General features: G+C 65.4%; 18 protein-coding genes and 2 tRNA genes. 1 reads left to right on the top strand and 19 read right to left on the bottom strand.

Annotation, left to right across the window (positions count from 1 at the left end):
• Positions 1-114: 114 nt before the first annotated feature.
• The 14 genes from JQ566_RS15925 to JQ566_RS15990 form a co-directional block, all read right to left on the bottom strand.
• Entirely contained in the window at positions 115-870 is a 756-nt protein-coding gene (locus JQ566_RS15925) for a PopZ family protein (RefSeq protein ID WP_212373346.1), read from the bottom strand.
• Between the two features lie 302 nt (positions 871-1,172).
• A complete protein-coding gene (locus JQ566_RS15930) occupies positions 1,173-2,558 on the bottom strand; it encodes a TolC family outer membrane protein (protein ID WP_212373577.1) in 1,386 nt (461 codons plus the stop codon).
• A 204-nt stretch (positions 2,559-2,762) separates the two neighbouring features.
• Positions 2,763-3,425, bottom strand: coding sequence for a protein-L-isoaspartate O-methyltransferase family protein (locus JQ566_RS15935; RefSeq protein ID WP_212373348.1), 663 nt, complete (start codon positions 3,423-3,425; stop codon positions 2,763-2,765).
• Between the two features lie 139 nt (positions 3,426-3,564).
• Positions 3,565-3,744 (bottom strand): hypothetical protein, encoded by a 180-nt coding sequence (locus tag JQ566_RS15940; protein ID WP_212373350.1) that lies wholly within the window; start codon positions 3,742-3,744, stop codon positions 3,565-3,567.
• A gap of 212 nt (positions 3,745-3,956) precedes the next feature.
• A tRNA-Asn gene (locus JQ566_RS15945) sits at positions 3,957-4,031 on the bottom strand.
• A gap of 222 nt (positions 4,032-4,253) precedes the next feature.
• On the bottom strand, positions 4,254-5,948 hold the full coding sequence (locus JQ566_RS15950) for a flotillin family protein (protein ID WP_212373352.1): 1,695 nt from the start codon (positions 5,946-5,948) through the stop codon (positions 4,254-4,256).
• A 31-nt stretch (positions 5,949-5,979) separates the two neighbouring features.
• Positions 5,980-6,645 carry an OB-fold-containig protein gene (locus JQ566_RS15955; protein ID WP_212373355.1) on the bottom strand — a complete coding sequence of 222 codons (666 nt, stop codon included), beginning with the start codon at positions 6,643-6,645 and terminating at the stop codon, positions 5,980-5,982.
• A 10-nt stretch (positions 6,646-6,655) separates the two neighbouring features.
• On the bottom strand, positions 6,656-7,819 hold the full coding sequence (locus tag JQ566_RS15960) for a PspA/IM30 family protein (protein WP_212373357.1): 1,164 nt from the start codon (positions 7,817-7,819) through the stop codon (positions 6,656-6,658).
• Positions 7,820-8,512: 693 nt separating this feature from the next.
• A complete protein-coding gene (locus JQ566_RS15965) occupies positions 8,513-8,896 on the bottom strand; it encodes a RidA family protein (RefSeq protein ID WP_212373359.1) in 384 nt (127 codons plus the stop codon).
• A gap of 13 nt (positions 8,897-8,909) precedes the next feature.
• Positions 8,910-11,240: an acetamidase/formamidase family protein gene (locus JQ566_RS15970; protein WP_212373579.1), complete on the bottom strand. Its 2,331-nt coding sequence runs from the start codon at positions 11,238-11,240 to the stop codon at positions 8,910-8,912.
• Between the two features lie 274 nt (positions 11,241-11,514).
• Positions 11,515-12,756 carry an acetamidase/formamidase family protein gene (locus JQ566_RS15975; protein WP_212373361.1) on the bottom strand — a complete coding sequence of 414 codons (1,242 nt, stop codon included), beginning with the start codon at positions 12,754-12,756 and terminating at the stop codon, positions 11,515-11,517.
• A 43-nt stretch (positions 12,757-12,799) separates the two neighbouring features.
• Entirely contained in the window at positions 12,800-14,422 is a 1,623-nt protein-coding gene (locus JQ566_RS15980; RefSeq protein ID WP_212373363.1) for an amino acid ABC transporter permease/ATP-binding protein, read from the bottom strand.
• On the bottom strand, positions 14,422-15,306 hold the full coding sequence (locus JQ566_RS15985) for an ABC transporter substrate-binding protein (RefSeq protein WP_212373581.1): 885 nt from the start codon (positions 15,304-15,306) through the stop codon (positions 14,422-14,424). The genes JQ566_RS15980 and JQ566_RS15985 overlap by 1 nt, the downstream gene beginning before the upstream one ends.
• Before the next feature lie 479 nt (positions 15,307-15,785).
• Positions 15,786-16,046 carry a hypothetical protein gene (locus JQ566_RS15990; RefSeq protein WP_212373364.1) on the bottom strand — a complete coding sequence of 87 codons (261 nt, stop codon included), beginning with the start codon at positions 16,044-16,046 and terminating at the stop codon, positions 15,786-15,788.
• Between the two features lie 258 nt (positions 16,047-16,304).
• Here JQ566_RS15990 and JQ566_RS15995 point away from each other — a divergent pair, with 258 nt between their 5' ends.
• Positions 16,305-16,499 (top strand): hypothetical protein, encoded by a 195-nt coding sequence (locus tag JQ566_RS15995; protein ID WP_212373365.1) that lies wholly within the window; start codon positions 16,305-16,307, stop codon positions 16,497-16,499.
• An 80-nt stretch (positions 16,500-16,579) separates the two neighbouring features.
• On the opposite strand, the gene JQ566_RS16000 is transcribed toward JQ566_RS15995, so the two are convergent.
• From JQ566_RS16000 to JQ566_RS16020, 5 genes are all read right to left on the bottom strand, one after another.
• Positions 16,580-16,726: a hypothetical protein gene (locus JQ566_RS16000; protein ID WP_212373366.1), complete on the bottom strand. Its 147-nt coding sequence runs from the start codon at positions 16,724-16,726 to the stop codon at positions 16,580-16,582.
• Between the two features lie 176 nt (positions 16,727-16,902).
• Positions 16,903-16,976 (bottom strand) — tRNA-Cys (locus tag JQ566_RS16005).
• An 84-nt stretch (positions 16,977-17,060) separates the two neighbouring features.
• A complete protein-coding gene (locus tag JQ566_RS16010; protein WP_212373367.1) occupies positions 17,061-17,801 on the bottom strand; it encodes a tRNA-uridine aminocarboxypropyltransferase in 741 nt (246 codons plus the stop codon).
• Positions 17,802-17,838: 37 nt separating this feature from the next.
• Positions 17,839-20,943, bottom strand: coding sequence for an efflux RND transporter permease subunit (locus JQ566_RS16015; RefSeq protein WP_212373368.1), 3,105 nt, complete (start codon positions 20,941-20,943; stop codon positions 17,839-17,841).
• Entirely contained in the window at positions 20,943-24,092 is a 3,150-nt protein-coding gene (locus JQ566_RS16020; protein ID WP_212373369.1) for an efflux RND transporter permease subunit, read from the bottom strand. The genes JQ566_RS16015 and JQ566_RS16020 overlap by 1 nt, the downstream gene beginning before the upstream one ends.
• Between the last annotated feature and the right edge of the window lie 31 nt (positions 24,093-24,123).

Below are 24,123 nucleotides of genomic sequence, written 5' to 3' on the forward strand. Positions count from 1 at the left end.
AAGCCGCGCGCGCGGGTCAAGTCAACGGGAAGCTCAACGGCAGGCACTCCGGCCTGGGTCGCAGGCCCGAATATGACGCAGGAGCAGGGCTTTATCGGGGCCGGACGGCCCTTCCTAACGGCCGCCGCGCGAGACCCGCTCGATTTCGGCCTTCACGATGCGTTCAACGAGGCCCGGCAGGTTGTCGTCGAGCCAGGACTTCAGCATCGGCCGCAGCATCTCCTTGACCAGGTCCTCCAGCGTCCGTGCATTGCTGCTGAGCACCGTATGGGCCAGGGAGTTGAAGGCGGATTCCACCGCGGAGACCGTCGATTGCGCCAGTATCGGCTGCTGCGGCGGCAGCGGCGGGGCGTCAAAGTCCACCGGCGCGTAGGACGGCGGCGTAGGACGCGGTGGGGGCGATTCGGCGAATTCCAGATCGTCGCGCGGCTCGACCTTGCGGAAGCTTGGTGGCGGTGGAGGCGGCGTCGGATCCACCGCCATCTCGTCCGTCAGTTCGAGCACGTCGGGCTCCGGCTCCAGCTCCGGCTCTGGCTCTGGAGCGCGGGCCTCGGGCGCAGGCGTGGCCGCGTCGAGTCCCGCCAGCAGCGCGTCGATATCGTCCTGGCTGTTGGATGCGTCCGCCGCAGGCGCGGATGGCGGCGGCGCCGGCTTCGCAGCTGGCGGCGCAGGCTTCTCGGCGGCAGGTTTTGCGGGAGCGACCTTGGATGGCGGAATGTCGTTCATGGCCTGCGGCTTCGGCGCCGCAGCCTTCTCGGGCTTGGCGGCCTCTGCCGGCGGGGGCTTTGCCTCATCGTCGGCAATGATGCGCCGGATCGAGGCCAGAATCTCCTCCATGGAGGGTTCTGTGACCTTTGCAGGCTGCGTCATCTCCGACTCCACATCATCAACGCCCTCGCATGCGTTGTTTTACACCAAGCACGACAGGATTGGCCGGTTCCGGACGGGAGGCCCGTGATTTTCGTCGCGGCAGCCCGACTTGTCCCCAGATCACGGCTCAACGTGCAGCGGTGCGCCCCTGCCCCCGGCACTCAAGCGATACGCAAATACGACAACGCGGGGCGAATCGATCCGCATCATCTTGGCAAGGCTATGTCAGGGATTTTGGTGATTGCAAGCAAAGCGCCGGTCGACCTCGGCTGTTCGCGAGGTCGACCGGTTGATTGCGGGAATCAGCGCCCGTCGGGCGTGCGCACGCCGGCCCAGCTGTCGCGGACCTGATGATAGTGAACGCTGGGGTCGTAGACCGTGGTGTTGAGACCGAGCACCTGCGGTGCGAGACGGCCGACGGCGGCAAGGACGTTGTACGATGCGACGACGCGGTCGTGCTGTGCGGTCACCAGCGCGACGCGCGCATTGACCAGCGCCTGCTGTGCATTGAGGACGTCGAGAGTCGTGCGTTGACCGGCCTTGGCTTCTTCCCGCACGCCGTTCAGCGCGATCTCGGACGCCGTCACCTGCGCCTGCGCCGATTGCACCTGCGCCTTGCTGGCTTGCAACGAACCCCACCATTGCACCACGGTCGCGCGAGTCTGGTCGCGCGTGTTTTCGAGATTGAGACGCTGCTGCGCCAGGTTTTCCTTGGATTGGCGGATCAGCGAATATTCACCACCGCCATTATAGATCGGCACGGAGAGCTGCGCGACCGCCGATGCGGTGTACGAACGCAGCTGAATCAAGGACTGTTCGTCGGCCCGCTGGGCCGTTGCCGTAACCGAAAGTGTCGGCAGCAATGCTCCTTCGGCGATTTTGACCTGCAGATAATTGACGTCGATGCCGTACATGGCAGCCGTGACGTTGGGATGCTCGACGAGGCCGAGTTCGACGGCCGCAGCGAGCGTCGCGGGCAGGAAACGGTCGACCGGTGAGCCCGGCGCCAAGTTCGTCGGATCGTTGCCGATGATGCGCCGGAAGGCGGCGCGGGTCGTGGTGAGGTTTGCTTCCGCGGTAAGGGCCTGCGTCTTGCCGGCCGCCAACTGCGCTTCCGATTGGGCGACGTCCGTGCGCGTCACTTCGCCCACATTGAAACGATCACGGGTCTGCTTCAGTGTCTGTTCGAGGACGCGCACGTTGCTGCGCTGGACCTCAAGCGTAGCGGCATCCCGCAGATAGTCCATGTAGGTCGTTGCAGCGCTCAGCAGCACGCTCTGATCCATACCGCGCAGCGCTTCACGCGTACCGGACACCTGGCTCTCCGCTGCGCGGGTCCGGTTGGCGGTCTGGTTGCCATTGTAGAGCGTCTGCGTCGCGGTAACTCCGACACTGCGAGGTACCCTGGTTCCGTGGATTGAGTCAGTGCCCACGCCACTCTGCAAGTCCTGATATTGATAGCCACCGCTCGCCGTCAGATTGACCTTGGGCCGGTAGCCCGACAAAGCCTGAGGCACGCCCTCGTCAGTCGAGCGCACCTGGGCACGCTGCGCGTTGAGCTGAGGATTGTTCTGATAGGCGCGCACCAGCGCGGCCTCGATCGTATCCGCCAAGGCAGGCGTCGGCCCGGCCAGCGCCAGCAGCAGGACCGAAACCGCAGCTCCGGTGAAGAGCTTCACCCCATGCATCCCAAAATTTCCGTTCATCTTAACGCCCAGCTCGTGCCCGCGAGCTGGGTTACGTCTACGAGTGGAGTCGTTGCCCCGCCGCAACATAGGACGCGGATTGGCGCGACGGAACTACCTCAAGGTAGTTCTCGGCGGAAACTCTTCACGTGCAGCATCCCGGCCACACTTCTGATTCAGAACGGGATTTGGGCGGCTTTTAGGCCGTCAGAAGACGAAGGCAGCCGCCCGTTCCAGCCCGGGAAGGATCGGGGCTGCGGCATCGAACAGCGCCCGATGGCCGAATTCACCGTGGGTACGGGTCACGATCGTGGCGCGCGGCGGCCTGGATTCGGCCGACACCCCCACCAGACGCCCGCCCTCCTTCAGCTGCCCGAGCAGAGCTTCCGGCATCACCTCGGCCGCGCCGTTGAGGACGATCACGTCATAGGGAGCGGCGGACGGTTCCCCGTCGGTGCAGGCCGCCGCCTTGCAGGTGACGTTGGCAAGCCCCAGGGCCGTGAAGGCGTCCCTGGCCTTCGCGGCCAAAGCCGAATCGCATTCGGTCGCAGTGACCTGCCGCGCGAGCTTGGCGGTCAGCGCGGCGAGGTAGCCCGTGGCGCAGCCGACGACCAGGACGTTATCGCCCTCGCCGATTTCGGCGGCCTGAAGCAGCTTGCCGGTCAGCTGCGGCTTGATCAGGAAACGCTTGGCGCCACCCTCGCTCACATCGAGGTCGAGGTCGAGATAGGCCAGCGCCTGCCTCCCGGCCGGCACGAAAGCCTCGCGCGGAACCGTGAGCATGGCGTCGAGAATACGGCGGTCGGTGACGTCACTGGTGCGCACCTGGCCATCGACCATTTTAAGGCGCGCGGTCGAAAAACCGGACATTTGCGGACCCTGCAATGCGGACAATGCCGCGGAGGAAATTCGCGGCATCTTTGGAGCATGCTCGGTCAAAACGCAACATGGCCGTTGGCCATGATAGATCGGGCTTCCGCACCTCCCCCGATCGAGGCGCGGATCAGCCTTATTCGATCGCGACCGCAAGGCGTCCGATCAGAGCGGCGACCTCGTCCAGCCGCGCCGAATCCGGCGTCTCGACCGCGCGCGCCAGACAAGCGAGGCATTCGTCGTCGCTGAGCTCGGGAATGCCGGCCGGCAGAATCGAGGGGGCGATCACAGAACGGTCGACCTGGATGTCTGGCATGGGAATCAGCTCCGTAATTGTCCGGCGCTTTCATGCTCGATGTGAATTGAGTCGATTTGGCGCCGCCCGCATGGCGCGACCGCGCCCGCACACACATCTGTTTGAGGGCGATTTGCGCGCCGGATCGCGAATGCAGCGTTTAGAGATCACGACAAAAAGATCGCGCGCCGCATGAGAATGTGGGTGCAAATCATTGAATTGTTAGCAAGATTTGGCTCCCCGGGCTGGATTCGAACCAGCGACCATCCGATTAACAGTCGGATGCTCTACCGCTGAGCTACCGAGGAAAAGGCGAACCGTTCGTTCGCGCGCGGCTGCGTATAACAAAGCCGCTTGCGCTTGCAAAGGACGAATTCGTCATCATCCGCAACGCGGCGCAAGGAAGGGCCTGGAATGGCCCCTCCTCCGGCCAGGTCGGCCAAACATCATTCCGCGAGAAACGAGGTGGTCTTGGTGCCGCAAGCGCCTGTCCTTCTCGGTTCGAATTCTCCCCAGCAATGAATGGGCATTCATAGATCGGCGGCGTTTGTTTTCTCCGGCACTGGCGCCGGCACGGCCGCGCCGTTGCTCTTGCCCGTCACGGCGCCGACCAGCGCCTTGACGGGGTCGTCACCCGGCGCAAAGCCGCTCTGGCGCAGGATCTCGTCGATCATCGGACGCAGCGCATGCACCTTGAGCAGCTCGCCGGCGAGACCTTCGCCGAAGCCGACATTGCCTGCGCCGGCGCCGTTGCCGCCAAACGCGCCGCCGGTGTGCAGGATGCGGACGTCCTTGAGGTTGGCGATCGGCTTCACCATCTCGGCCAGTGCCGACGGCATGGTCTCGATCCGCTTCTTGGCGATCTCGAAATCGATCACGTTGCTGCCGAGCTTGTTCTGCGCCTCGTTCTTCATGGCGATGACGGCAGCTTCCGCCTCGCCGATGTTGCGGACACCGACCGCCTTGATCTTGTTGGATTCGGCTTCCGCCGTTGCCAGCGTCTTGACGGCCTCGGCACGGTCGAGCGAGGCCTTCTTCTCGGCCTCGGCCGCGACGATCAGTTCGGTCGATTTGCGCTCGGCCTCGGTGCGCGCGGCCAGCACCTGGGTGAGACGGGCGCGATCGGCGACCTCGACCGCGCGTGCGGTCACCACCTTTTCCTCCGCCGAGACGGCCAGCGCTTCGGCCGTCTTGGCCTCGGTGACGGCTTCCGAGGTCTGCTTGCTCTTGGCCGCAATCTGGATCTCGTTCTCCTGCGTCGCGATCTGGATCTCGCGCTGGGCGTCGGTCTTGCGCTTGTTGATTGCGAGGTCCGACTCGATCACCGCGGTTTCCTTGACCTGCTTGGCGCCGGCCTCCTTCTCGGCAACCGCCCTGTCGGTGTCGATGCGGGCATTCTCCTCGGTCAGGCGTGCGGTCTGCGTCGCGGTTGCGACCTCGGCGCGGGTGCTCGCGGTCTTGTTGGCAATGTCGCGCTCCTGGGAGAGCTCGGCTTCCTTCTTGGTCCGCTCGATCCCGAGGGTCTGCTGCCGCGCCTCGAGGTCCTTTTGCGCGATCGCCACCTCGTTGTCGCGCACGATGGCGTTGCGATCGCGGCGGCGGGTTTCCGTGACCGTCTTGAGCTGGGTGAGACCTTCGGCGTCGAAGAAGTTCTCCGGGTTGAAAAACTTGACGTCGGTCTGGTCGAGCTTGGTCAGCGACACCGATTCAAGCTCGAGCCCGTTCGATTTCACGTCGGACTCGACAGTCGACTGCACGTGCTTGACGAAGTCCGAACGCTTCTCCTGAAGCTCCAGGATGCTCATGGTCGCGGCGACCGAGCGCAGGCCGTCGACGAATTTCGCCTCGACCTGGTTGCGCAGCGCCTCGGCGTCGTTGGTCAACGCGCCCAGCGTCTGGCTCGCGAGCGCGATGCTTTCCTCGTCCGGGCGGACGCGCACATAGAACTCGGCGACGATGTCGACGCGCAGGCGGTCCTTGGTGATGAGGGATTCCCGCTCCTTGCGTTCCACGGTCAGCCGCAGCGTCTTCAGGTTGACGCTGGCATAGGAGTGGAAGATCGGCAGGATCATGGCGCCGCCGTCGAGCACGACCTTCTTGCCGCCTAGCCCGGTGCGCACGAAGGCCTCGTCGCGGGTGGCGCGCTTGTAGAGAATGGTGAAGACGATCCCCAGAACGACGATCAGCGCGACGCCGATCATGGCCGGGACTGCGATGTCGAACATGACTTTCTCCAATGAATGACTTAACTGCTGCTTAGAGTGGGCTTGTTAGAGTCGGCTTGGACGGCTTGAGTTCATCGTCGGCCTTCACCGCGACGAAGCGCGTGCCATCGCGGTCGACCAGGAGGACCATGGTTCCCTGCGGCAGAGGTCCCGACGACGGCGCCGCGACCGCCGAGACGAAATGGCGGTTGCCGTGGACATCGGCGACGCTGACGCGGCCGGGCGGCCCCTGGTCGAGCGGGCCGATGACGACCTCACCGATGCGGCCGACGAGATCCCCCAAGCCGACGACGTAGCTTTCGTCCTTGGGAATGACCCGCGCGATGGCCCTGCTGGCAGTGCGGACCAGCGGAACCGAGACCACGACGGCCCCGACCGAGGCGACCGTCGCCGGCAAGGGACCCGCAATCATTCGCGCGACATCCTGGATCAGGAAGCCGGTGATGGAGAAGGCGCCGAGCAACAGCAGCAGGAAGATCAAGAGCGGCACGCCACCGACATTGACCCAGGAGATGGCGTTGATCACCCCATTGTCGCTGGGGTGAGCGAAATCGATGTTGGTGCCGAGCATCTCGCTCAAGGAGGCCCCGACCAGCATCGAGATCACCTCGACCGAGCCGACGATGACGATCATGGCCGCCGCGATCGCGAACGGCCTGACCTCCGGCGACATGACGTGTTCGAGCAATGCGCTCATGGCACGGCACTCAGGAGCGCGACTTCAACCGCGCGAGCCTCGCCGCAATTTCCTTGTCGCGATGGAGCGCGCTCAGTTCGTCGATGTCGCTCGAATACGGGATGCCCTGCGGCACGCCGGTGGTGCGTGCCACCGCCCTGCCCGCCCGCATGGCCTTGGCTGCTGCAGAAGCCCCGCCCGACTTCCGGGGCGCCGTCGAGGCCTGATGGCTGGCCTGTGCTTCGCTCTTTTCGAGATCGGCTCGGCGCTGCTCGGCATCCTGGAGCGCCGACAGCACCGCGCGCAGCGAGGTGACGCATTGCTCGATCTTCTCGTTGTTCTCGTCGATGGCACGGGAGAGCACCTCGAACTGCGCCTCCAGATCCATTTGCCGCGCGATGCCGGCGCGCGCGAGATCGTCGCGGCTATCGGCGATCGCGCCCTCGATCTTGGGTGCGAGATCGGCCATCTCGCGCTCGATCTCGGTGCGGCGCGCGTTGAGGCGGTATTCCTCGGCACGCGCGGCGGCGAGCGCATCACGCGCCTCGCTCTCGGCACGCTCGATCTCGCGGATGGCCTGTCCGACCACCTTCAGCTTGTTCTTGCCTTCCGCCTGCTCGATCGCGTCATAAGCGATCCCGGCGATCAGGCGTCCGACCCGGGACAGGAAATTGTCGGGAGCGGCAGCGATGGTATCCATGGCGTTCTCCTCCTCTGGCAGGCTGTTCGGCGTGACGCCGTAGTGAACTTCAAAACCGTCGTCGGTGCGGATGAGGCGCGCGGGCACGCTCTGCCCCCAGCCTTCGGCATAGCCGGCGTAGTCGAAGGGCACGCTGAAGCGCCCTTGCACGGTCGCGATCGAAATGGTGGCGGGCCCCTTGATCTTGGCGAGCTTGTCGTCGAGCGGCAGGCGGCGCCCTTGCGCGGCGCGATACTCGGCGCGGTCGCGCAGGCCCAGCGTCACCAGCCGCGAGGGCAGCGCGGTCTGCTTACGGATCGGCTCATAGGCATGGGCATGGAGCAGGACCACGTTGGAACCCACATTGTGGGTCCGCGCCACCTCGTCGAGGATCTCCATCATGCGGTCATAAGCCCTGAACGTCGCCTCGATGGCGGCCTTGGCGGCCGGGTCAGGGGCAAGCCTGTAACGCAGCGCGGACGGAGCGTTTTTGGGCGATGGGCTCATGAAAAGCACTAAAGCACCATTTTAGTGCTTTAGGAAGAGGAAGCTCGATCACGTTCCACTGATCCCATTGCACTCTGCAAGTTAGTCGCGGCGGTCCTGCCCAGCGTTCAAAACCCGCCGATCACCTCTAGCTCACCGCCGATCAAGACTTCCTGCACGCGCCGGTTGCAATTTGAGACGAAATGGCGGGAGCGTTTGGCAGCCCGTGACCGGGCCCCGCCGCGCTCATGTCCCGGACAAGCTGCAACGCCCATAGCGCGTCGAAGACGCGCGTGAACGCGCTTATGGCGTTGCGGCGTAGAGCCGGGACCCAGAGAGCCGTGCTGAACGCTGTGGCATGGGCCCCGGCTCTGCAGCGCACCGCTGAACCGGACGATGCTTCGCATCGCCGGGGAAGCGCTGCGCTGCGTCCGGGGCACGAGACAGAGTTTGATGCACACATCTCTCCTCGTCATTGCGAGGAGCTCTTGCGACGAAGCAATCCAGAATCTTTCCGCGGAGGGATTCTGGATTGCTTCGCTGCGCTCGCAATGACGGAGTCTGACGCGACACCTCTCTTCGTCAACTCTCATTTCAGAGCGCAGACACACCTTCGCGTCCTCGCGGCTTGTCTCGCCCGAGCTTTGCTTCATCTCATCGCCCTCCGAAGTCAGAAGGCGCGCGGCTGCAAGGCTAACCCACCCTACGAGACGAGGCGGACTATCACGGCCTCCGGCACACCAGGTCGATCTCGATCAGCGCGTCATAGGCAAGGCCGGTGACGCCGACGCAGGTGCGGGCCGGCAGGCGATCCGGCGCGAAGAAGCCGCGATAGGTCTCGTTCATGGCCGCATAGTCTTCCTTGAAGCGCGTCAGGTAGACGCGCGTCATCACGACGTGCTCGAGGCCGAGATCGAGGCCGGCAAGGACCACTTTCAAATTCTCCATCACCGCGCGGGTCTGCGCGACGATGCCCTCGGGCAAGACGCTTGGCGCTTGCGGCGTATCGGGCATCTGGCCGGTAACGAAGACGAAGCCATCGGTCTCCACCGCGTGGCTGAAGGGCGCGACCGGCTTCGGTCCGCCGCTGATCATGTGGAATTTCACTTGGGTGTCCTTGTTAAGGTGCGTCCTGAAACAGGCGCTTGCTGATGATGGCGTGCACACCCCAATTGCCGTCGACGACTTGCGTGACGCCGAAATCGACCGCCGCCGACATCAGCGCGATCGCCTCGTCCTCGCTGAGGCCTTTGACGTTCATCAGGAAGCGCCGCATCTTGCGGAAGGCGTCTTTCATGGCGAGGTCGAGCGAGGACTTGGCGTAGACTTCGCTCTGCCCCTGCGCGCCGAATTCCGCGAGATAGTTCGGGTGGCTGAAGCCGGTCAGCACCCAGTCGCTCTCGGTCTCGATCAAGGGATAAGACAGATCGGCGAAGGGACGGCCGGCGAAATCGGCCTTCTTGTGCAGGATCACCTCGAAGGTGCCGGTCATCGAGCATTCGATCGCGGTGCCGCTGAGCTCGCCGTCGCCTTGCGCGGCGTGGGGATCGCCGACCGACAGCAGCGCGCCGGGCACCGAGACCGGAAGATAGACGGTCGCCCCCTTCCCCAGCCGCCAATTGTCGAGATTGCCGCCGAAATAGGACGGCGGCACGGAATCGACGAAATCGACCTCGCGCGGCGCCAGCGCGATCACGCCGAAATGCGGACGCAGCGGAATCTTGATGCCGTCGAGCACGGCGTGCCGGCGCTTGATCGTGGCGGGTGCGACGGGAACGCCGGGATAGTCGTAGGTGGTGTGCACGACGCCGAAGGGATCGGTCTGCGGCTCCCAGCGGTAGGAATAGAGGGCGCGGGCGTGCGGCACCTCGGCCGCGTCGAAGATCTCATAGATGGTGACGGCTTCGCGCGGCTTGGGACCGCCGAGAAACTCGTTGTAGTGATAGCCCCACCACGCTGCGACGGAGGAGCCGAACACACGGCCCGCATGGTTCGGGCTCCGGCTCGCGCGCGGCACGATGTCGAGGATGCGCACCTCCAGCACGTCGCCGGGCTGGGCGTCCTTCACAGCGACGGGCCCGGTGCAGATGTGCACGCCAAACCCCTCGCCGGCCCCGCGGCCGAACACGCTGGCATCCATCGGTCCTGCGCCGCGGCGGTCGACGTTCTTCTTGTTCCGCGTCCAGCCGAACACGCTTTCGGCGGCGGCATCGCCGGCGATCATCATGTCGGGGGCGTCAGAGGCGTGCTGCGTCAGTGTCTCGATGGTGATGGTGTCACCTGACGCGATCTCGATCTGCGGCGGCAGCGAGCGGCTGAAATAGCCCCAATGAACGCGGCTGGCCTCGACCGGGAGATGGTGATGACGGCGTTCGGTGGTCGTCCGCTCCCCGGCGACGGCACAGGCGACACTGCTGCGGGCCTCCATGCTCTGAGGCGCGCGTAATTGCGCCAGCGCCTCCTGTGGCCAGCCGCGCTGGCCGGCGACGCCGTGCTGTGCAGTCGCTCGCTCCGCCTCCTGCTGGCGAAACTCGCGCGGCGGCAGGCCGAAGCGATGGCGGAAGGCGCGGCTGAAATGCGCGGAGTCGCCAAAGCCATAGGCGTAGGCGATCTCCGAGATCGAGCGATGCGCCTCGGTCGGGTTGGAAAGGTCGGCCCAGGCGCGCTGGAGACGACGCTCGCGAACGTAGTGGGTGAAATTGTCGCCGACCGTTTCGAACAGCTTCTGCAAATAACGTTCGGAAATGCCCTCGGCTTGCGCGACGCGCGCCGGCACCAGATCGGGATCGTCGAGGCGACGCTCGATGGTCTGGCAGATCCGGTGCAGCAGCGCAGCCTGCGTCGCGCTCGATCCGGCATCGGAGCTCGAGGCCGCCAGCTGATGCGCGAGCGTCAGGAGAAGATCGACCAGCGACTGCGCAAGTGCATTCCATTCGGCATCGCTCAAACTATCCAGCGTGCGCGCGGTCGCGTCCAGCAGGCGCGCGAACACGTCGGCAAAGCCGCCCGGCGGAACGACACAGGGCTCGCCGAGCCGCGGCTTGCCCGAGAGGCGTCCGTGCAGCGCCTCCGACGTGACCGACAGCACGATGGCGCGCATGTCGCGCTGGAACACGATGCTCCAGTCGCCGCTGCGCGGCAGCAGCACGAGATGGCCGACGGGAACGATGCGGTGACCGCCGGCGCTTCTGAGCACCATGCCGTCCTCGACCGGCATCAGCGCGATCGGAAGGTCTTGGTTCGCTCGTGCGAGCGGACCGACGCTCTGCGCGCCCGCGGCCATGCGCGTCAGCGCAACACCTGCGGCATGGCGATGCGAGGCGGTTGCGTGCCCGTCAAAGAAGAAATGACCGCCTGCCGGTTGCAGGCCGACCGCCGCCAGCACGTCCCGCCAGGCTTCGGGGCGATCGTCTTGCGCGTAGGACTCGCTCGTGAACGGCCGGAAGCTCATCGGATCGACCCAGATTGCGGTCGATCGAAGCAACCTCTGTGCCAGACGAACGCGGTCATCCGTCGCAGCGACGGGCCGGAGATGGGGTTCGTTGGTCAAGTGTTCATCCGGGAATTGGACTGTTCTTCAAAGTGTTAGAGTATGGCGATCCCCCTTCGTCATTCCGGGGCGCGCGCAAGCGCGAACCCGGAATCCATTGCGCACAGAAGACGGTGGTGAAATGGATTCCGGGTTCGATGCGCTGCGTCGCCCCGGAATGACGAAGTTGAGAGATTCAGTCGCACCGGAACATGTTCTTTCGGATCGTGCCATGGACACCCCAATTGGCGTCGACCACCTGGGTCACGCCGAAATCGGCGCCGACCGACATCAGCGAGATCGCCTCGTCCTCGCTGAGGCGATGCACGGTCATCAGGAACCGGCGGAGTTTTCTGAACGCATCGCGCATCGCACGGTCGAGACTACTGTGATTGGCAATCTCGGTTTGCGCGTCGGTGCCAAGGGCTGCGAGATAGTTCGGATAGGTGAAGCCGTAGAACGACCAGGCGTGCTCGGTCTCGAGCATGGGATGGTCGAGGCCTTCGAGGCTGGTGCCGGCAAGGTCGGCCTTCTTGTGCAGGATGAACTCGAAATCGCCGGTCAGCGAGGTCTCGATCGCGGTGCCGCCGAGCTCGCTGTCGCCCTGCGCGGCATGAGGATCTCCGACCGAGAAATAAGCGCCGGGCACAGCAACCGGATAGAACATCCGCGCGCCCTTGCCGATGCGCCAGTCGTCAATATTGCCGCCGGTGTAGCTCGGGGGGATCGAGCTGACGAAATCGGCTTCCGACGGCGCAAGGCCCATGGTGCCGAAGTGCAATCGTGCGGGCACCTTCACGCTGGAGAGGATGTTCTCGCGTTTCCTGATGGTGGCGTGATCGACGCGGACACCGGGATAGTCGATGGTTGGATGCACGATGCCGTCAGGGTCGGTCTGCGGCGTCCAGACGTAATTGTAGACGGCCTTTGCAAAGGGCTCGCCCGACGTGTCGAGCTCGAAGATGGTGATGACCTCGCGTGGCTTCGGCTCCTCGATCAGGTCGTGATAGTGAAAGCCCCAGTTGGCGGCGACGTTGGAGCCGAAGCAGCGGCCGGCATGGCAGGCGCTGCAGCTCGGCCGCGGCCTGATATCGAGGATACGCACCTCCAGAATGTCGCCGGGCTCGGCACCCTCGATCGTGACGGGGCCGGTGAGCAAATGCACGCCGATCCCCTCGCCTGCGCCGCGGATGAACGGGCCTTCCGTCGGGCCTGAGCCGCGGCGTGCGACCGCCTTGTGCTCGCGCGTCCACTGGAACACGCTCTCGGCGCCGGGATCGCCCTGGATCATGCGCTCATAGTCGTCGTTGGCATGATGGGTCAGCGTCTCGATGGTGGCGCGATCCCCGGAGCGCAGCGTCAGGGCCGGCGTGACTGTCTTGGAGAAATAGCCCCAGTGGACGGTTTTCGGCGAAACCGGCAGCGTGACATGCTTCATGAGGTGGCCTCTTCGGGAGTCTTGAACCTTGTGGAGGCGCCGCTCATCGCACCGTCTCCGGAGTCCTGTCGGCTTCCATCACGCTGAGGAATCGCGCCGTCAGCGGGTTGCGGGGATTGGAGAGCACCTCGTGCGCGGGCCCCTCCTCGATGATCGCACCGCCGCTCAAGAAAGCGACGCGGTCGGCGACCTCGTCGGCGAAGCGGATCTGGTGTGTCGAGATGATCATGGTGAGGCCGTCGTCGATGGCGAGGCGGCGGATCACCTCCAGCACCTCGTTGACCAATTCGGGATCGAGCGCCGAGGTCGGCTCGTCCAGCAGCAACACACTTGGATTGGGCGCGAGCGCGCGGGCGATGGCAACGCGCTGCTGCTGGCCGCCGGAGAGATGCCGCGGCAGCGCATCGGCGCGATGCGAGAGACCGACGCGGTCGAGCAGCTCGGCGGCGCGGCGATCGGCATCGATCCGGGTCATGCCGTGGACCCAGCGCAATGGACCCGCGATGTTCTCCTTCGCCGACAGATGAGCGAACAAATTGAACTGCTGGAACACCATGCCGACCCCGACACTGGCGCGCTCGTTGGCGATGGCCCGCGGCGACAGTGCCTTGCCGTCCTCGCCAAAGCCAAGGCGCCGGCCGCCGACGCGCACGGTGCCGGCGTCCCAGTTTTCGAGATGGTTGATGCAGCGGAGCAGCGTGCTCTTGCCTGAGCCGCTCGGCCCGAGCAGTGCGACAACCTCGCCGACCCGCACCGTGAGGTCGAGGCCGTCGAGCACCTTCTGCGGGGCGTAGCTCTTGGTGAGATCCTTGACCTCGACCGCGATGTTGTTACGCGCGATGGTCGCGGCACGGCGGGCGCGCTCCTCGCGGGTCAAGGTCAGCGGCGGCGTGTCGGTCAACTCTGCTGGTGCGGGCCCGGGATCGGCGACGGCCGCATCGGCGAGTTCGAGCTTGGTGACGAGATCGACCCGGCGCCACGGCAGATAATCGGCGAGCTTGCGCTCACGTCCTTTGGCGCGGTCGAGATCGAGCAACCATTCGATGAAAAGCTGGATGACGCTGATGGTCGCGGTCAGCACCAGATAGAGCAGACCCGAAGCGAAGAAGATCGAGAAGAAGTCGAAGGTCGAGGACGCCAGCTGGGTCGAGCGCAAGGTCAGCTCCTGCACCGCGACGACGGAGGCCAGCGAGGAATTCTTCAGCGCGCTCACCGCCTCGTTGCCGAAGGCCGGGATCATGGTGCGGATGGCCTGTGGCGCAATGACCCTGCGCATCAGCACCGATGGCGTCATGCCGAGCGCCTGTCCCGCAGTCAGCTGCCCGCGGTCGACGCCGAGCACGCCGGCGCGCAGCATCTCCGCGATGAACGGCGCCTCGTTGCAAGCGAGCGCGAGGCCGGCAGCCAGCACCGCCGGCAGCTTGATGCCGATATGCGGCAGCGCGTCGTAGGCGAACACCATTTGCAGGATCAGCGGCGTGCCGCGGAAGATCACGGTGTAGGCCCTGGCGACCGCCGCCAGCGGCCAGAAGCGGGAGAGCTGCATGCCGGCGAGGATCAGCCCGAGGATCAATCCGCCGCCGAGCCCGAGGGCGGTCACCTCGAGGGTGAGCTCGATGCCCTCGAGCAGATACGGCATGCTCAGGTAATGGAGGAACAGCGACATCAGTCAGCGGTCAGAATGTCGGGTTCCTTGAAGTTGTTCACATCGAGCCCATGCTTCTTCAGAAGCTCCATGTGCGTGCCGGCCTTCTGCACCTCGATCAGGGCGGCCAGCACGGCGTCGCGGAATTTCGGCTTGTCCTTGGGAACGGCGATGCCGACCGAATACGGGATCGTCACCGCAATCGCCTTCTCGAGCTTGTCCGGATAGGCCTTCACGGCGCTGTCGACGGTGTTGACGTCGTTGACATAGGTGTCGGCGCGGCCGGCGAGGATCGCCTGGATGCAGTTGGCGTTGTTGTCGTAGAGCTGGATGGTCGGCTCCGGCTTGCCGGCCTTCTTGCACTCCGGCATCAAGGCCTGAATCAGGGGCACCTCGACATAGCCGGTGTTCTCGGCGGCAGCCGCGCCGCACATCGACATGTTGATGCCGTTGATGCCCTTCGGATTGCCCTTGGCGACCAGCACGCCGTCGAACACCTTCGAGTAGGTGATGAAGTCGGCAGCCTTGGCGCGCTCCTTGGTGGCGTAGATGTCGGAGATCACGATGTCGGCCTGTCCCGCGGCAAGCGTGGTGAGGAGTGCCGCGAACACCACGGGCTTGTAGGTCAGCTTGAAGCCGAGGCATTCGCCGATGGCTTCACCGAGATCGATATCGAAGCCGATGTACTTGCTGGGGTCCTTGGGATCGATCGTCTCATAGCCCGGCGTGTGCGGGTTGATGGCGTTGACGAGCGTCTTGCCCTTCCAGTCCGGGTATTTCTCCTGGAGCGTGGCGCAGGCGGCGGGCGCCGCGGCCTGTGCGCTCAGTGGTGCGGCGGCGACGAGGCCGAAAGCGACGGCCGCTCCGAGCGCGGCCTTGCGCCACGGCATCGATGCGCGCGCCATTCCCCGCCGCGCCTGGGGCAAAACCCGTCTGTCCATGTGCTGCTCCTCCGAATTGGCATGGCCAGGTGGCTGGACTCGGCCATGTTGCTGAACTCGAAGGTCAGCCTAGGTGCAGAGCGGACGGAAAAGCTTGTCCGCGGGCGTACAAAAAATTGGACGGAGGCAGCCCGCGATTTGGGCAAGCGGCTGCACAAAAACTGATCGGGGGTGCAAGCCGATGCAGGTGCGGGATTCCGAATTCGGGGGAACCAGATCATTCCGAATGGCGCAGCAATCGGTACGATCCCGGAATGATTTGGTGAGGCTATTTGACAGAGATATGACGCCTGCCGACGGAGATACGGCGCCGGGCGAACGCAGCTGCGGCCGGTATCCACAGCACTCCACAGCCTGTCCGCAGCATATCCACAGGCCGACTATGGCGGATTCGCCAGACCGTACGAGCCACTTGCTGCGCACAAATTCACAGAGCCGGCATGTCAGCCGCCGGCCTGGTCGAACACGGTGCGACAAGCCTCGCTCAAGCTTGATCGGTTACGGCGCAGGCAGGCGGTGATGGCGCGGACGTTGGGGATCTCGCCGGCGCAGAGCCGGTAGACGTCGGGGGTGCAGGCCCGCCGCTGCTCCGCTGTTCCCTGTGCGTGAGCGGCGGAGGCAAACAGCGTCAGGAACAGCCCGACCGTCGAGGCGCCACGCGCCCGGCTTTTCACGCCCGCAAACCGCAAGAACCTCGCCTTCATGACCAGTCTCCCGCCCTGCCCGCCCCGGCCTGCATTGGCCGGTATGGTGCGAAGAGGTAGGAGAAATAAACCGCTGGGAATGTGATCTCTTTCACACCGGCTGCGCGGTGGCGGCACGTAGGGTTCGCCGGGGATTTTTTCAGGAATCGCTAACCAAACGGGACCCGATCGCCGGATCGTTAAAATGCGAACGATCGGCTCAATCGGGTAACAAGCCGGCTTTGCGACATTGCGCCATCCGCGTTCTGCGAGGGTGTGATGAGCGAAGCCGAATTCAACTTGCTGCTGGATGCCGTTCGGGACGCCATGATCATTGATGATTTCGCGCTCGCGCCGGAGGAGGAATTCGTGCCCCGCTCGTGGAGTTTCGACGCGACGCCCAAAGCAGCCAATGACAACGAGGGCGCCTGGCCCCTCCTGCCCTTTCCCGACGGCTGGTACGCGGCCTGCTGAGACCGGCTTCCCCGTGAACGGATGCGCCCGCCTTGCGTGCGGTTCGGCATCACCGAGCCACGGGCCTGGCGCCACCGAGATCAATTCTTGACGCGTTCCTCGCCATGCGGCGGTGCCCGCTCGGGTTCAGCCGGCGGAAAGATGCTGTCATAGATCGCACGCGCCTCGGCAATGAGGCGGGCCCGCTCCAGCTCGGATTTTGGAACAAATCGGACGATTTCGCCCACGTGCTCTCCAGCTCCAGGGTTTTGAATGCGTCCCTTCGCAGATGCGAAGTCTATGCCACAGGGCCTGAATCGCACCCCCGGGCAAACCCGGTGGCCAAGGCGCGGCAAGCCTCATCCGCGCGTTCGGCGGAACTCGCGGTGATGACGGTTTCCGTTGGGAAATCAGAAGGTTGCGATGGAGGCCACGACCAGAATTGAACTGGTGTACACGGTTTTGCAGACCGTTGCGTAACCACTCCGCCACGTGGCCCCGTAAGGGCGGACCAATATAGGGGATCAATGGCTTAGGCAACCCCACGGCCCGCCGGCAGCACAGCGAAATGTCCGGCCGAAGTCAGGCGCGCTTGCGACGCCGGAAATCGCGCCGGCGGTCCTTGGGCGCGGGTTTGGGTGCGAGTTCCGGCATCTCGGCCTGGACCTCGCGGTAGCGCGCCAGCATCCGTTCGAAACTGGCATGCAATGTCTCGGCGATGTCGGGACGCCGCTCGAGGCCGGCGAGAATCGTCGCCGCCGCTTCGATGGTCGAGAGCCCGTCGCGGCGCGGCTCCTTGCGCAGGCGTCCGTAGCGCGAGGGCTTCTGCGGGTTGAGGATCACGCGCTGGCATTTCAGCATCCAGGGATTGCGCCACCACAAGGCCTTGGCCTGGCTCCAGGTGCCGTCGAGCAGCACGATGCCTTCGAGCTTGCCGAGAATCGCACGCTGGTTCTCGGCGACCTCGCCCTTGCGGGTCAGCGCCACGATCTCGCCCTCGGCCTCGAGATCGGCCGCGCGGGCCGAGCCGAGATAGAGCACGGCCCAGTGCGAGGCATTCTCGACCGGCCGCCCCAGTGCCTTGGACAGGCTCGGCCAGGACAGGCCGACCCGCACCGTGGCATCGGCGAAATGCCTGGCAAGCAACCGCGCGGTGCCGAGCGCCCTGTCCTGCTCCTGCGGATGCTGCAGGATCAGCAGCGAGAGCCGGTTCTCAATCGGCGTGACACTGTCGCAGATGCACAGCGGCATCGGCTTCTGGCAGTGCGGGCATTCGGGAATCGCCTCGGGCGCGGCGGCCGTCGTCTCGGATGGGTTCGACATGGTCGCCGCTATACGCTTCGCGCGGCGCTGCAACAACCTATTCCGCCGGCGCAGCCAGCGGACGCGGCTCGGAGCGGCGCCGCAGGCGGTCGATCAGGAGGTAGATCACGGGCGTGGTGTAGAGCGTCAGGATCTGCGAGACGAACAGGCCGCCGATGATGGTGATGCCGAGCGGGCGGCGCAGCTCCGTGCCGGGGCCGGTCGCGACCACAAGCGGAATGCCGGCGAACAGCGCCGCCATGGTCGTCATCAGGATAGGGCGGAAGCGCGCCTGGCAGGCCTCGAAGATCGCCTCCGCCGAGGACAGGCCGCGCCGGCGCTCGGCGTCGAGCGCGAAGTCGACCATCATGATGCCGTTCTTCTTGACGATGCCGATCAAGAGGATGATGCCGACGAAGGCGATCACCGTCAGCGGTGTGTTGGTCAGCTGCAAGGCGAGCAGCGCACCTAACCCGGCCGAGGGCAGCGTCGAGATGATCGTGAGCGGATGGGCGAGGCTCTCGTAGAGCACCCCCAGCACGATATACATCGCCACCAGCGCGCCGAGGATCAGCAGCGGCTGGCGGCCGCTGGTCCTGGCGAAATCGCCGGCATTGCCGTCGAAGCTGCCGCGAATGCCTTCGGGCATGTGCAGCTCCTCGACCGCGCGCTGGATGTTCTGCGTCGCGGTCTGCAACGGCACGTCCGGCAGCAGGTTGAACGACACCGTGGTCGAGGGGAACGACTGCGAGTGATAGACGGCCAGTGCGGCGAGGCCGCGCGTCGCATGCACCACCGCGGAGAGCGGCACCTGGGCGTCGCCCGCGCCGGCGACATAGATGCGATCGAGGTTGGAGGGATCGACCTGGAATTTCGGATCGATCTCCAGCACGATCATGTACTGGTTGCGCTGGGTATAGATGATCGAGATCTGCCGCTGCGCGAATGCATTGTTGAGCGCATTGTCGATGTCCTGGACCCTGACACCGAGCGCCGAGGCTTTCTGGCGGTCGATGGAGAGCGTGAGCTGAAGCCCGCCGGGGTCGCGATCGCTGGAGATGTCGGTGATGCCGTCGACACTCTCCATGCGTTTGGCCACGATCGGAGCCCATTTCTGCAACAGGCCGAGATCGGTGCTGGAGAGCGTGTACTGGTAATCGGAATCGCTCTGCCGCCCGCCGGCGCGTACGTCCTGTGCGGCGAACATGAAGAGGCGGATGCCGGGCACGGGATACAGCGCCCGCCTGAGGCGGTCGATCACGACCTGCGTCGAGACGTGGTCGCGCTCCTCCGGCGGCTTCAGGCTGATGAACATGGTGCCGCGGTTCGAGGTCGCCCCGCCCGGCCCCCCGCCGCTTCCGATGGTCGAGCCGATGCCGGCCACGGCCGGATCTTTCATCACGATGTCGGCCAGCCGCTGCTGCAGTCCGAGCATCGACTGGAACGAGATGTCGGCCGAGGCGCGAGTCGCCCCGATCACGAAGCCGGAATCGTCGGTCGGGAAATAACCTTTGGGGACCTTGATGTAGAGCGTCACCGTGAGCGCGATGGTCGCGAAGAACACCAGCAGCGTCAGCAGAGGGAATTCCAGCACGGTGCGCAAGGTGCGGGCATAAAAGGCGACGATGCGCGACAGCGAGCCTTCGATCAGCCGATCGAACAAGGTCGCGGTGCCGGAGGTGGTCTGCCGGATGTAATGGGCGCAGATCATCGGCGTGACCGTCAGCGACACCAGCGTCGAGACCAGGATCGCGAAGGTCAGCGTCAGCGAGAATTCGCGCAGCAGGCGGCCGACGATGCCGTCCATGAAGATCAGCGGCGTGAACGCGGCGATCAGCGACAGGCTGATCGAGACCACCGTGAAGCCGATCTGCTTCGCGCCCTCCTGCGCCGCCCGGAACGGCCGCATGCCATGCTCGAGGTTGCGATACATGTTCTCGATCATGACGATGGCGTCGTCGACCACGAAGCCGACGGAGATCGCGAGCGCCATCAGCGACAGATTGTCGATCGAGAAGCCCGCGACCCACATGCCGGCGCAGGTGCCGGCCAGCGCCAGCGGCACCGAGATGCCGGCCGCGATCGTCGGGGTCAGGCGGCGCAGGAACACGAACACCACGACCATCACCAGAACGGCCGTCGCCAGCAATGTCCATTGCATGTCCAGCACGCTGGCGCGGATCGTGCCGGTGCGATCGACGAGGGTGGATATCTCGACGCTGGCCGGGATCCACTGCTTCAGCGCGGGGATCAGCGCCTTCACCCTGTCGACGGTGTCGATGACGTTGGCATCGCCCTGCTTGGTGATCTGGATCAGCACCGCCGGCTGCTTGTTGAACCAGGCGATCGAGCGGGCGTTGCGGACGGAATCCTCGATATCGGCGACGTCGGAGAGCCGCACGAAATTGCCGTTGGAGCTCTTGATGACGATGTCGCGGAACTCTTTCGCGGTACGCATCTGTCGATTGAGCGCCAGCGTCTCGCTCTGACGCTCGCCTTCGAAGATGCCGACGGGACCGAGCGGGTTGGCGTTGATGATCGCGGTCCTGACGTCATCGGTGGCGATACCGGCGTTCGACAGCGCGACGGGGTTGAGCTGCACCCGCACGGCCGGCTGGTCGGCGCCGGACACCGTGACGTCACCGACACCCGGCACCTGCGAGATGCGCTGCGCCAGCACGGTGTCGGCGACGTCGTAGATCGCGCTTGCCGACAGCGTCTTCGAGGTCAGCGCCAGCACGAAGACGGGCGCGCCGGCCGTGTTCGCTTTACGGAAGCGCGGCAGCGTCGGCAGATCGCTCGGCAGGTCGACCATCGCAGCGTTGATCGCCGCCTGCACGTCGCGTGCGGCCTTGTCGATGTTGCGGCCGATGTCGAACTGGAGCTGGATGCTGGTCGTGCCGAGGGTCGAGGTCGAGGTGATCTGGTTGATGCCCGATATCTCGCCCAACCGCCGCTCCAGGGGCGAGGCCACCGTGGCCGCCATCACGGACGGGTCGGCGCCGGGCCGGCTGGCCGAGACGAAGATGGCGGGGAAATCGACGTTCGGGACCGAGGCGACGGGCAGGAACTCGTAGGCGACGACACCCAGCAGGAACAACCCGATCGACAGCAGCGTGGTCGCGACCGGGCGGCGGATGAAGGGCTCCGAGATCGATGCCATCACTGCATCCCCTCGGTCGCGCCCGCGACCGGCGGGCCGCCGGATTCGGCCGGCGGCAGTGCCTGCTCGAGCCGGCGGTTGATGCGGTCGAGCGCGAGATAGATCACGGGCGTGGTGTAGAGCGTCAGGAGCTGGCTGAGCAGCAGGCCGCCGATGATCGAAATGCCGAGCGGGAAGCGCAGCTCGGCGCCGGTGCCGCTCTCGATCGCGAGCGGCAGGGCGCCGAACAGTGCCGCCAGCGTCGTCATCATGATCGGACGGAAGCGCAGGAGACACGCCTGCACGATCGCCTCGTTCGGCGACATGCCCTGCCCGCGCTCGGCCTCGAGCGCAAAGTCGATCATCATGATCGCGTTCTTCTTGACGATGCCCATCAAGAGGATGATGCCGATCAGGCCGATCACCGAGAGGTCCTGACCGCACAAGATCAGCGCCAGAATCGCGCCGACGCCGGCCGAGGGTAGCGTCGACAGGATGGTGATCGGGTGGATGTAGCTCTCATAGAGCACGCCCAGCACGATATAGATCGTGATGACGGCGGCGAGCAGCAGCCAGGGCTGACCGGCCAGCGCCTTGGCGAATTCGGCGGCATCGCCGGCATAGACACCGACGATGCTGTTGGGCATTTCGATGCGGGTCTCGATCGCCTTGACGGCCTGGACGGCATCGCCGAGCGCCGCGCCCGGCGCGAGGTTGAAGCTGAGCGAGACGGACGGGAATTGCGCTTGGTGCGAGATCGCAAGCGGCGCCGTGGTGCGCTTCAGCGTCGCCACGGCCGAGAGCGGCACCTGGGCACTCGGCGCGCCGACGGTGGTGCTGGCCGCGCCCGGCAGATAGAGCTTTGACAGGATCGAGGGATCGCGCTGGTACATCGGCAGCGCCTCCAGCACCACGCGGTACTGGTTGGCCTGGCCGTAGATGGTCGAGATCTGACGCTGGGCGAAGGCGTCGTTCAGCGTGTCGGTGATTCCTTGCAGGCTGACGCCGAGCTGGCCGGCACGGGTGCGGTCGACATCGAGCTGCGCCCGCAGGCCGCCCTCCTGCGCCTCGGAGGAGACGTCCCGGAACAAGGGATCGCGCCGCATCTCCGCAACCAGCTTGCGCGCCCATTCCGAGACCAGCGTCGCATCGGTGCCGGTCAGCGTGTACTGGTATTGCGAGCGGCTCGACTGGGTCGAGATCTGCACGTCCTGCACCGGCTGGAAATAGACGGTCATGCCGGGGATGCCTGACACCCGCTCCTTCAACCGGGTGACGACGCCTGCGACGTCGTCACGCCGCTCGCCGCGCGGCCGCAAGCTCATGACGAGGCGGCCGACATTGGTGGTCGGGTTGACGGAGCCCGCACCGATCACCGAGACCACGCCGACCACATCAGGGTCGGCCCTGATGGCGTCGGCCGCCTCGGCTTGCCGCTTTTGCATCTCCGCAAACGACACGTCGGGCCCCGCCTCCGTCACGGCCGTGATCGAAGCGGTGTCCTGCAGCGGCAGGAAGCCCTTGGGCGCGACGACATAGAGCACGAGGGTCGCGATCAGCGTGGCGAAGGTCACGACCAGGGTGGCGCGCTGACGCTCTAGGACCCACAAGAGCGATCTGTGATAGGCATCGACCGTGCGGTCGATGAAGCGGCTGATCGCGGCCAATCCCGGCACTGCCAGCTCCTGATGGGCATGCTTGAGCAGGCGGGAGCACATCATCGGCGTCAGCGTCAGCGAGACCACCGCCGAGGTCACGACCGCGATCGTCAAGGTCAGCGCGAATTCGCGGAACATGCGCCCGACGAGGCCCGACATGAACAAGAGCGGAATGAAGACCGCAATCAGCGACACCGTCAGCGAGATCACGGTGAAGCCGATCTCGCTGGCGCCTTTCAGCGAGGCTTCCATCGCGCCGTCGCCGTTCTCCATGTGCCGGACGATGTTCTCGATCATGACGATGGCATCGTCGACGACGAAGCCGGTGCCGATCGTCAGCGCCATCAGCGACAGATTGTCGAGGCTGAAGCCGGCAAAATACATGATGCCGAAGCTCGTGATCAGCGACAGCGGCAGCGCCACGCCCGCGATCAGCGTGGCACGCAGCGAGCGCAGGAACAGCAGCACCACCAGCGTCACCAGCACGACGGCAAGGACCAGCGTGAACTGCACGTCGCGCACCGAGGCGCGGATGGTGACGGTGCGGTCAGAGACGATGGTGAGGTTCACGCCGGCCGGAATCGCGCGCTGCAGTTTCGGGATCTCTGTGCGGATCTGGCTGACGACGTCGATGACGTTGGCGCCGGGCTGGCGCTGGATGTCGATGATGACGGCCGGCGTGCCCTGGTACCAGCCGCCCGTGCGGTCGTTCTCGAGGCCGTCGACGATCTGGGCGACGTCGCTGATGGTGACAGGCGAGCCGTTGCGATAGGCGATGATGACAGGCCTGTAGGCGTCGGCGGCGGCGATCTGGTCGTTGGCGGCAATGATGTAGGATTGCTGCGCGCCGTCGAGCGAGCCCTTCGGCCCTGATACGTTGGCATTGGCGATCGCTGTGCGCAGATCCTCCATGGCGATGCCATAGGCGGCAAGGCGCGCGAGATCCGCCTGGATGCGCACGGCCGGCTTCAGTCCGCCGAGCACGGAGACGCGCCCCACCCCTGAAATCTGGCTCAGGCGTTGCGCCAGAATGGTATCGGCGATGTCGCTCATCGCCCGCAGCGAGATCGTGTCCGAACGCAGCGCCAGCGTCATCACCGGCGCATCCGCCGGATTCACCTTGGCGTAGGTCGGCGGATAAGGCAGCGTCTTGGGCAGGACGCCGGCCGCCGCGTTGATCGCGGCCTGCACGTCCTGCGTCGCCCCGTCGATATCGCGGTTGAGGTCGAACTGGAGCGAGATCTGGCTGACGCCGAACGAGCTCGTCGAGTTCATCGCCGACAGCGAGGGGATCTGGCCGAGCTGCCGCTCCAGCGGCGCGGTGATCAGCGAGGCGATCACGTCCGGACTCGCGCCCGGAAGCTGCGTCGTCACCTGCACGGTCGGGAAATCGACCTGCGGCAGCGCCGAGACCGGCAGCGCGAAATAGCCCAGCAGCCCGCCGATCAAGAGCGCAATGCCGAGCAGCGAGGTCGCGATCGGCCGGCGGATGAAGGGTTCGGAGACACCCATGGTTTATGCCTGCCGCTTCAAGCGGCTGTTG

This window comes from Bradyrhizobium sp. SZCCT0231 (genome assembly GCF_018130245.1).
Taxonomy (GTDB): Bacteria; Pseudomonadota; Alphaproteobacteria; order Rhizobiales; family Xanthobacteraceae; genus Bradyrhizobium; species Bradyrhizobium japonicum_F.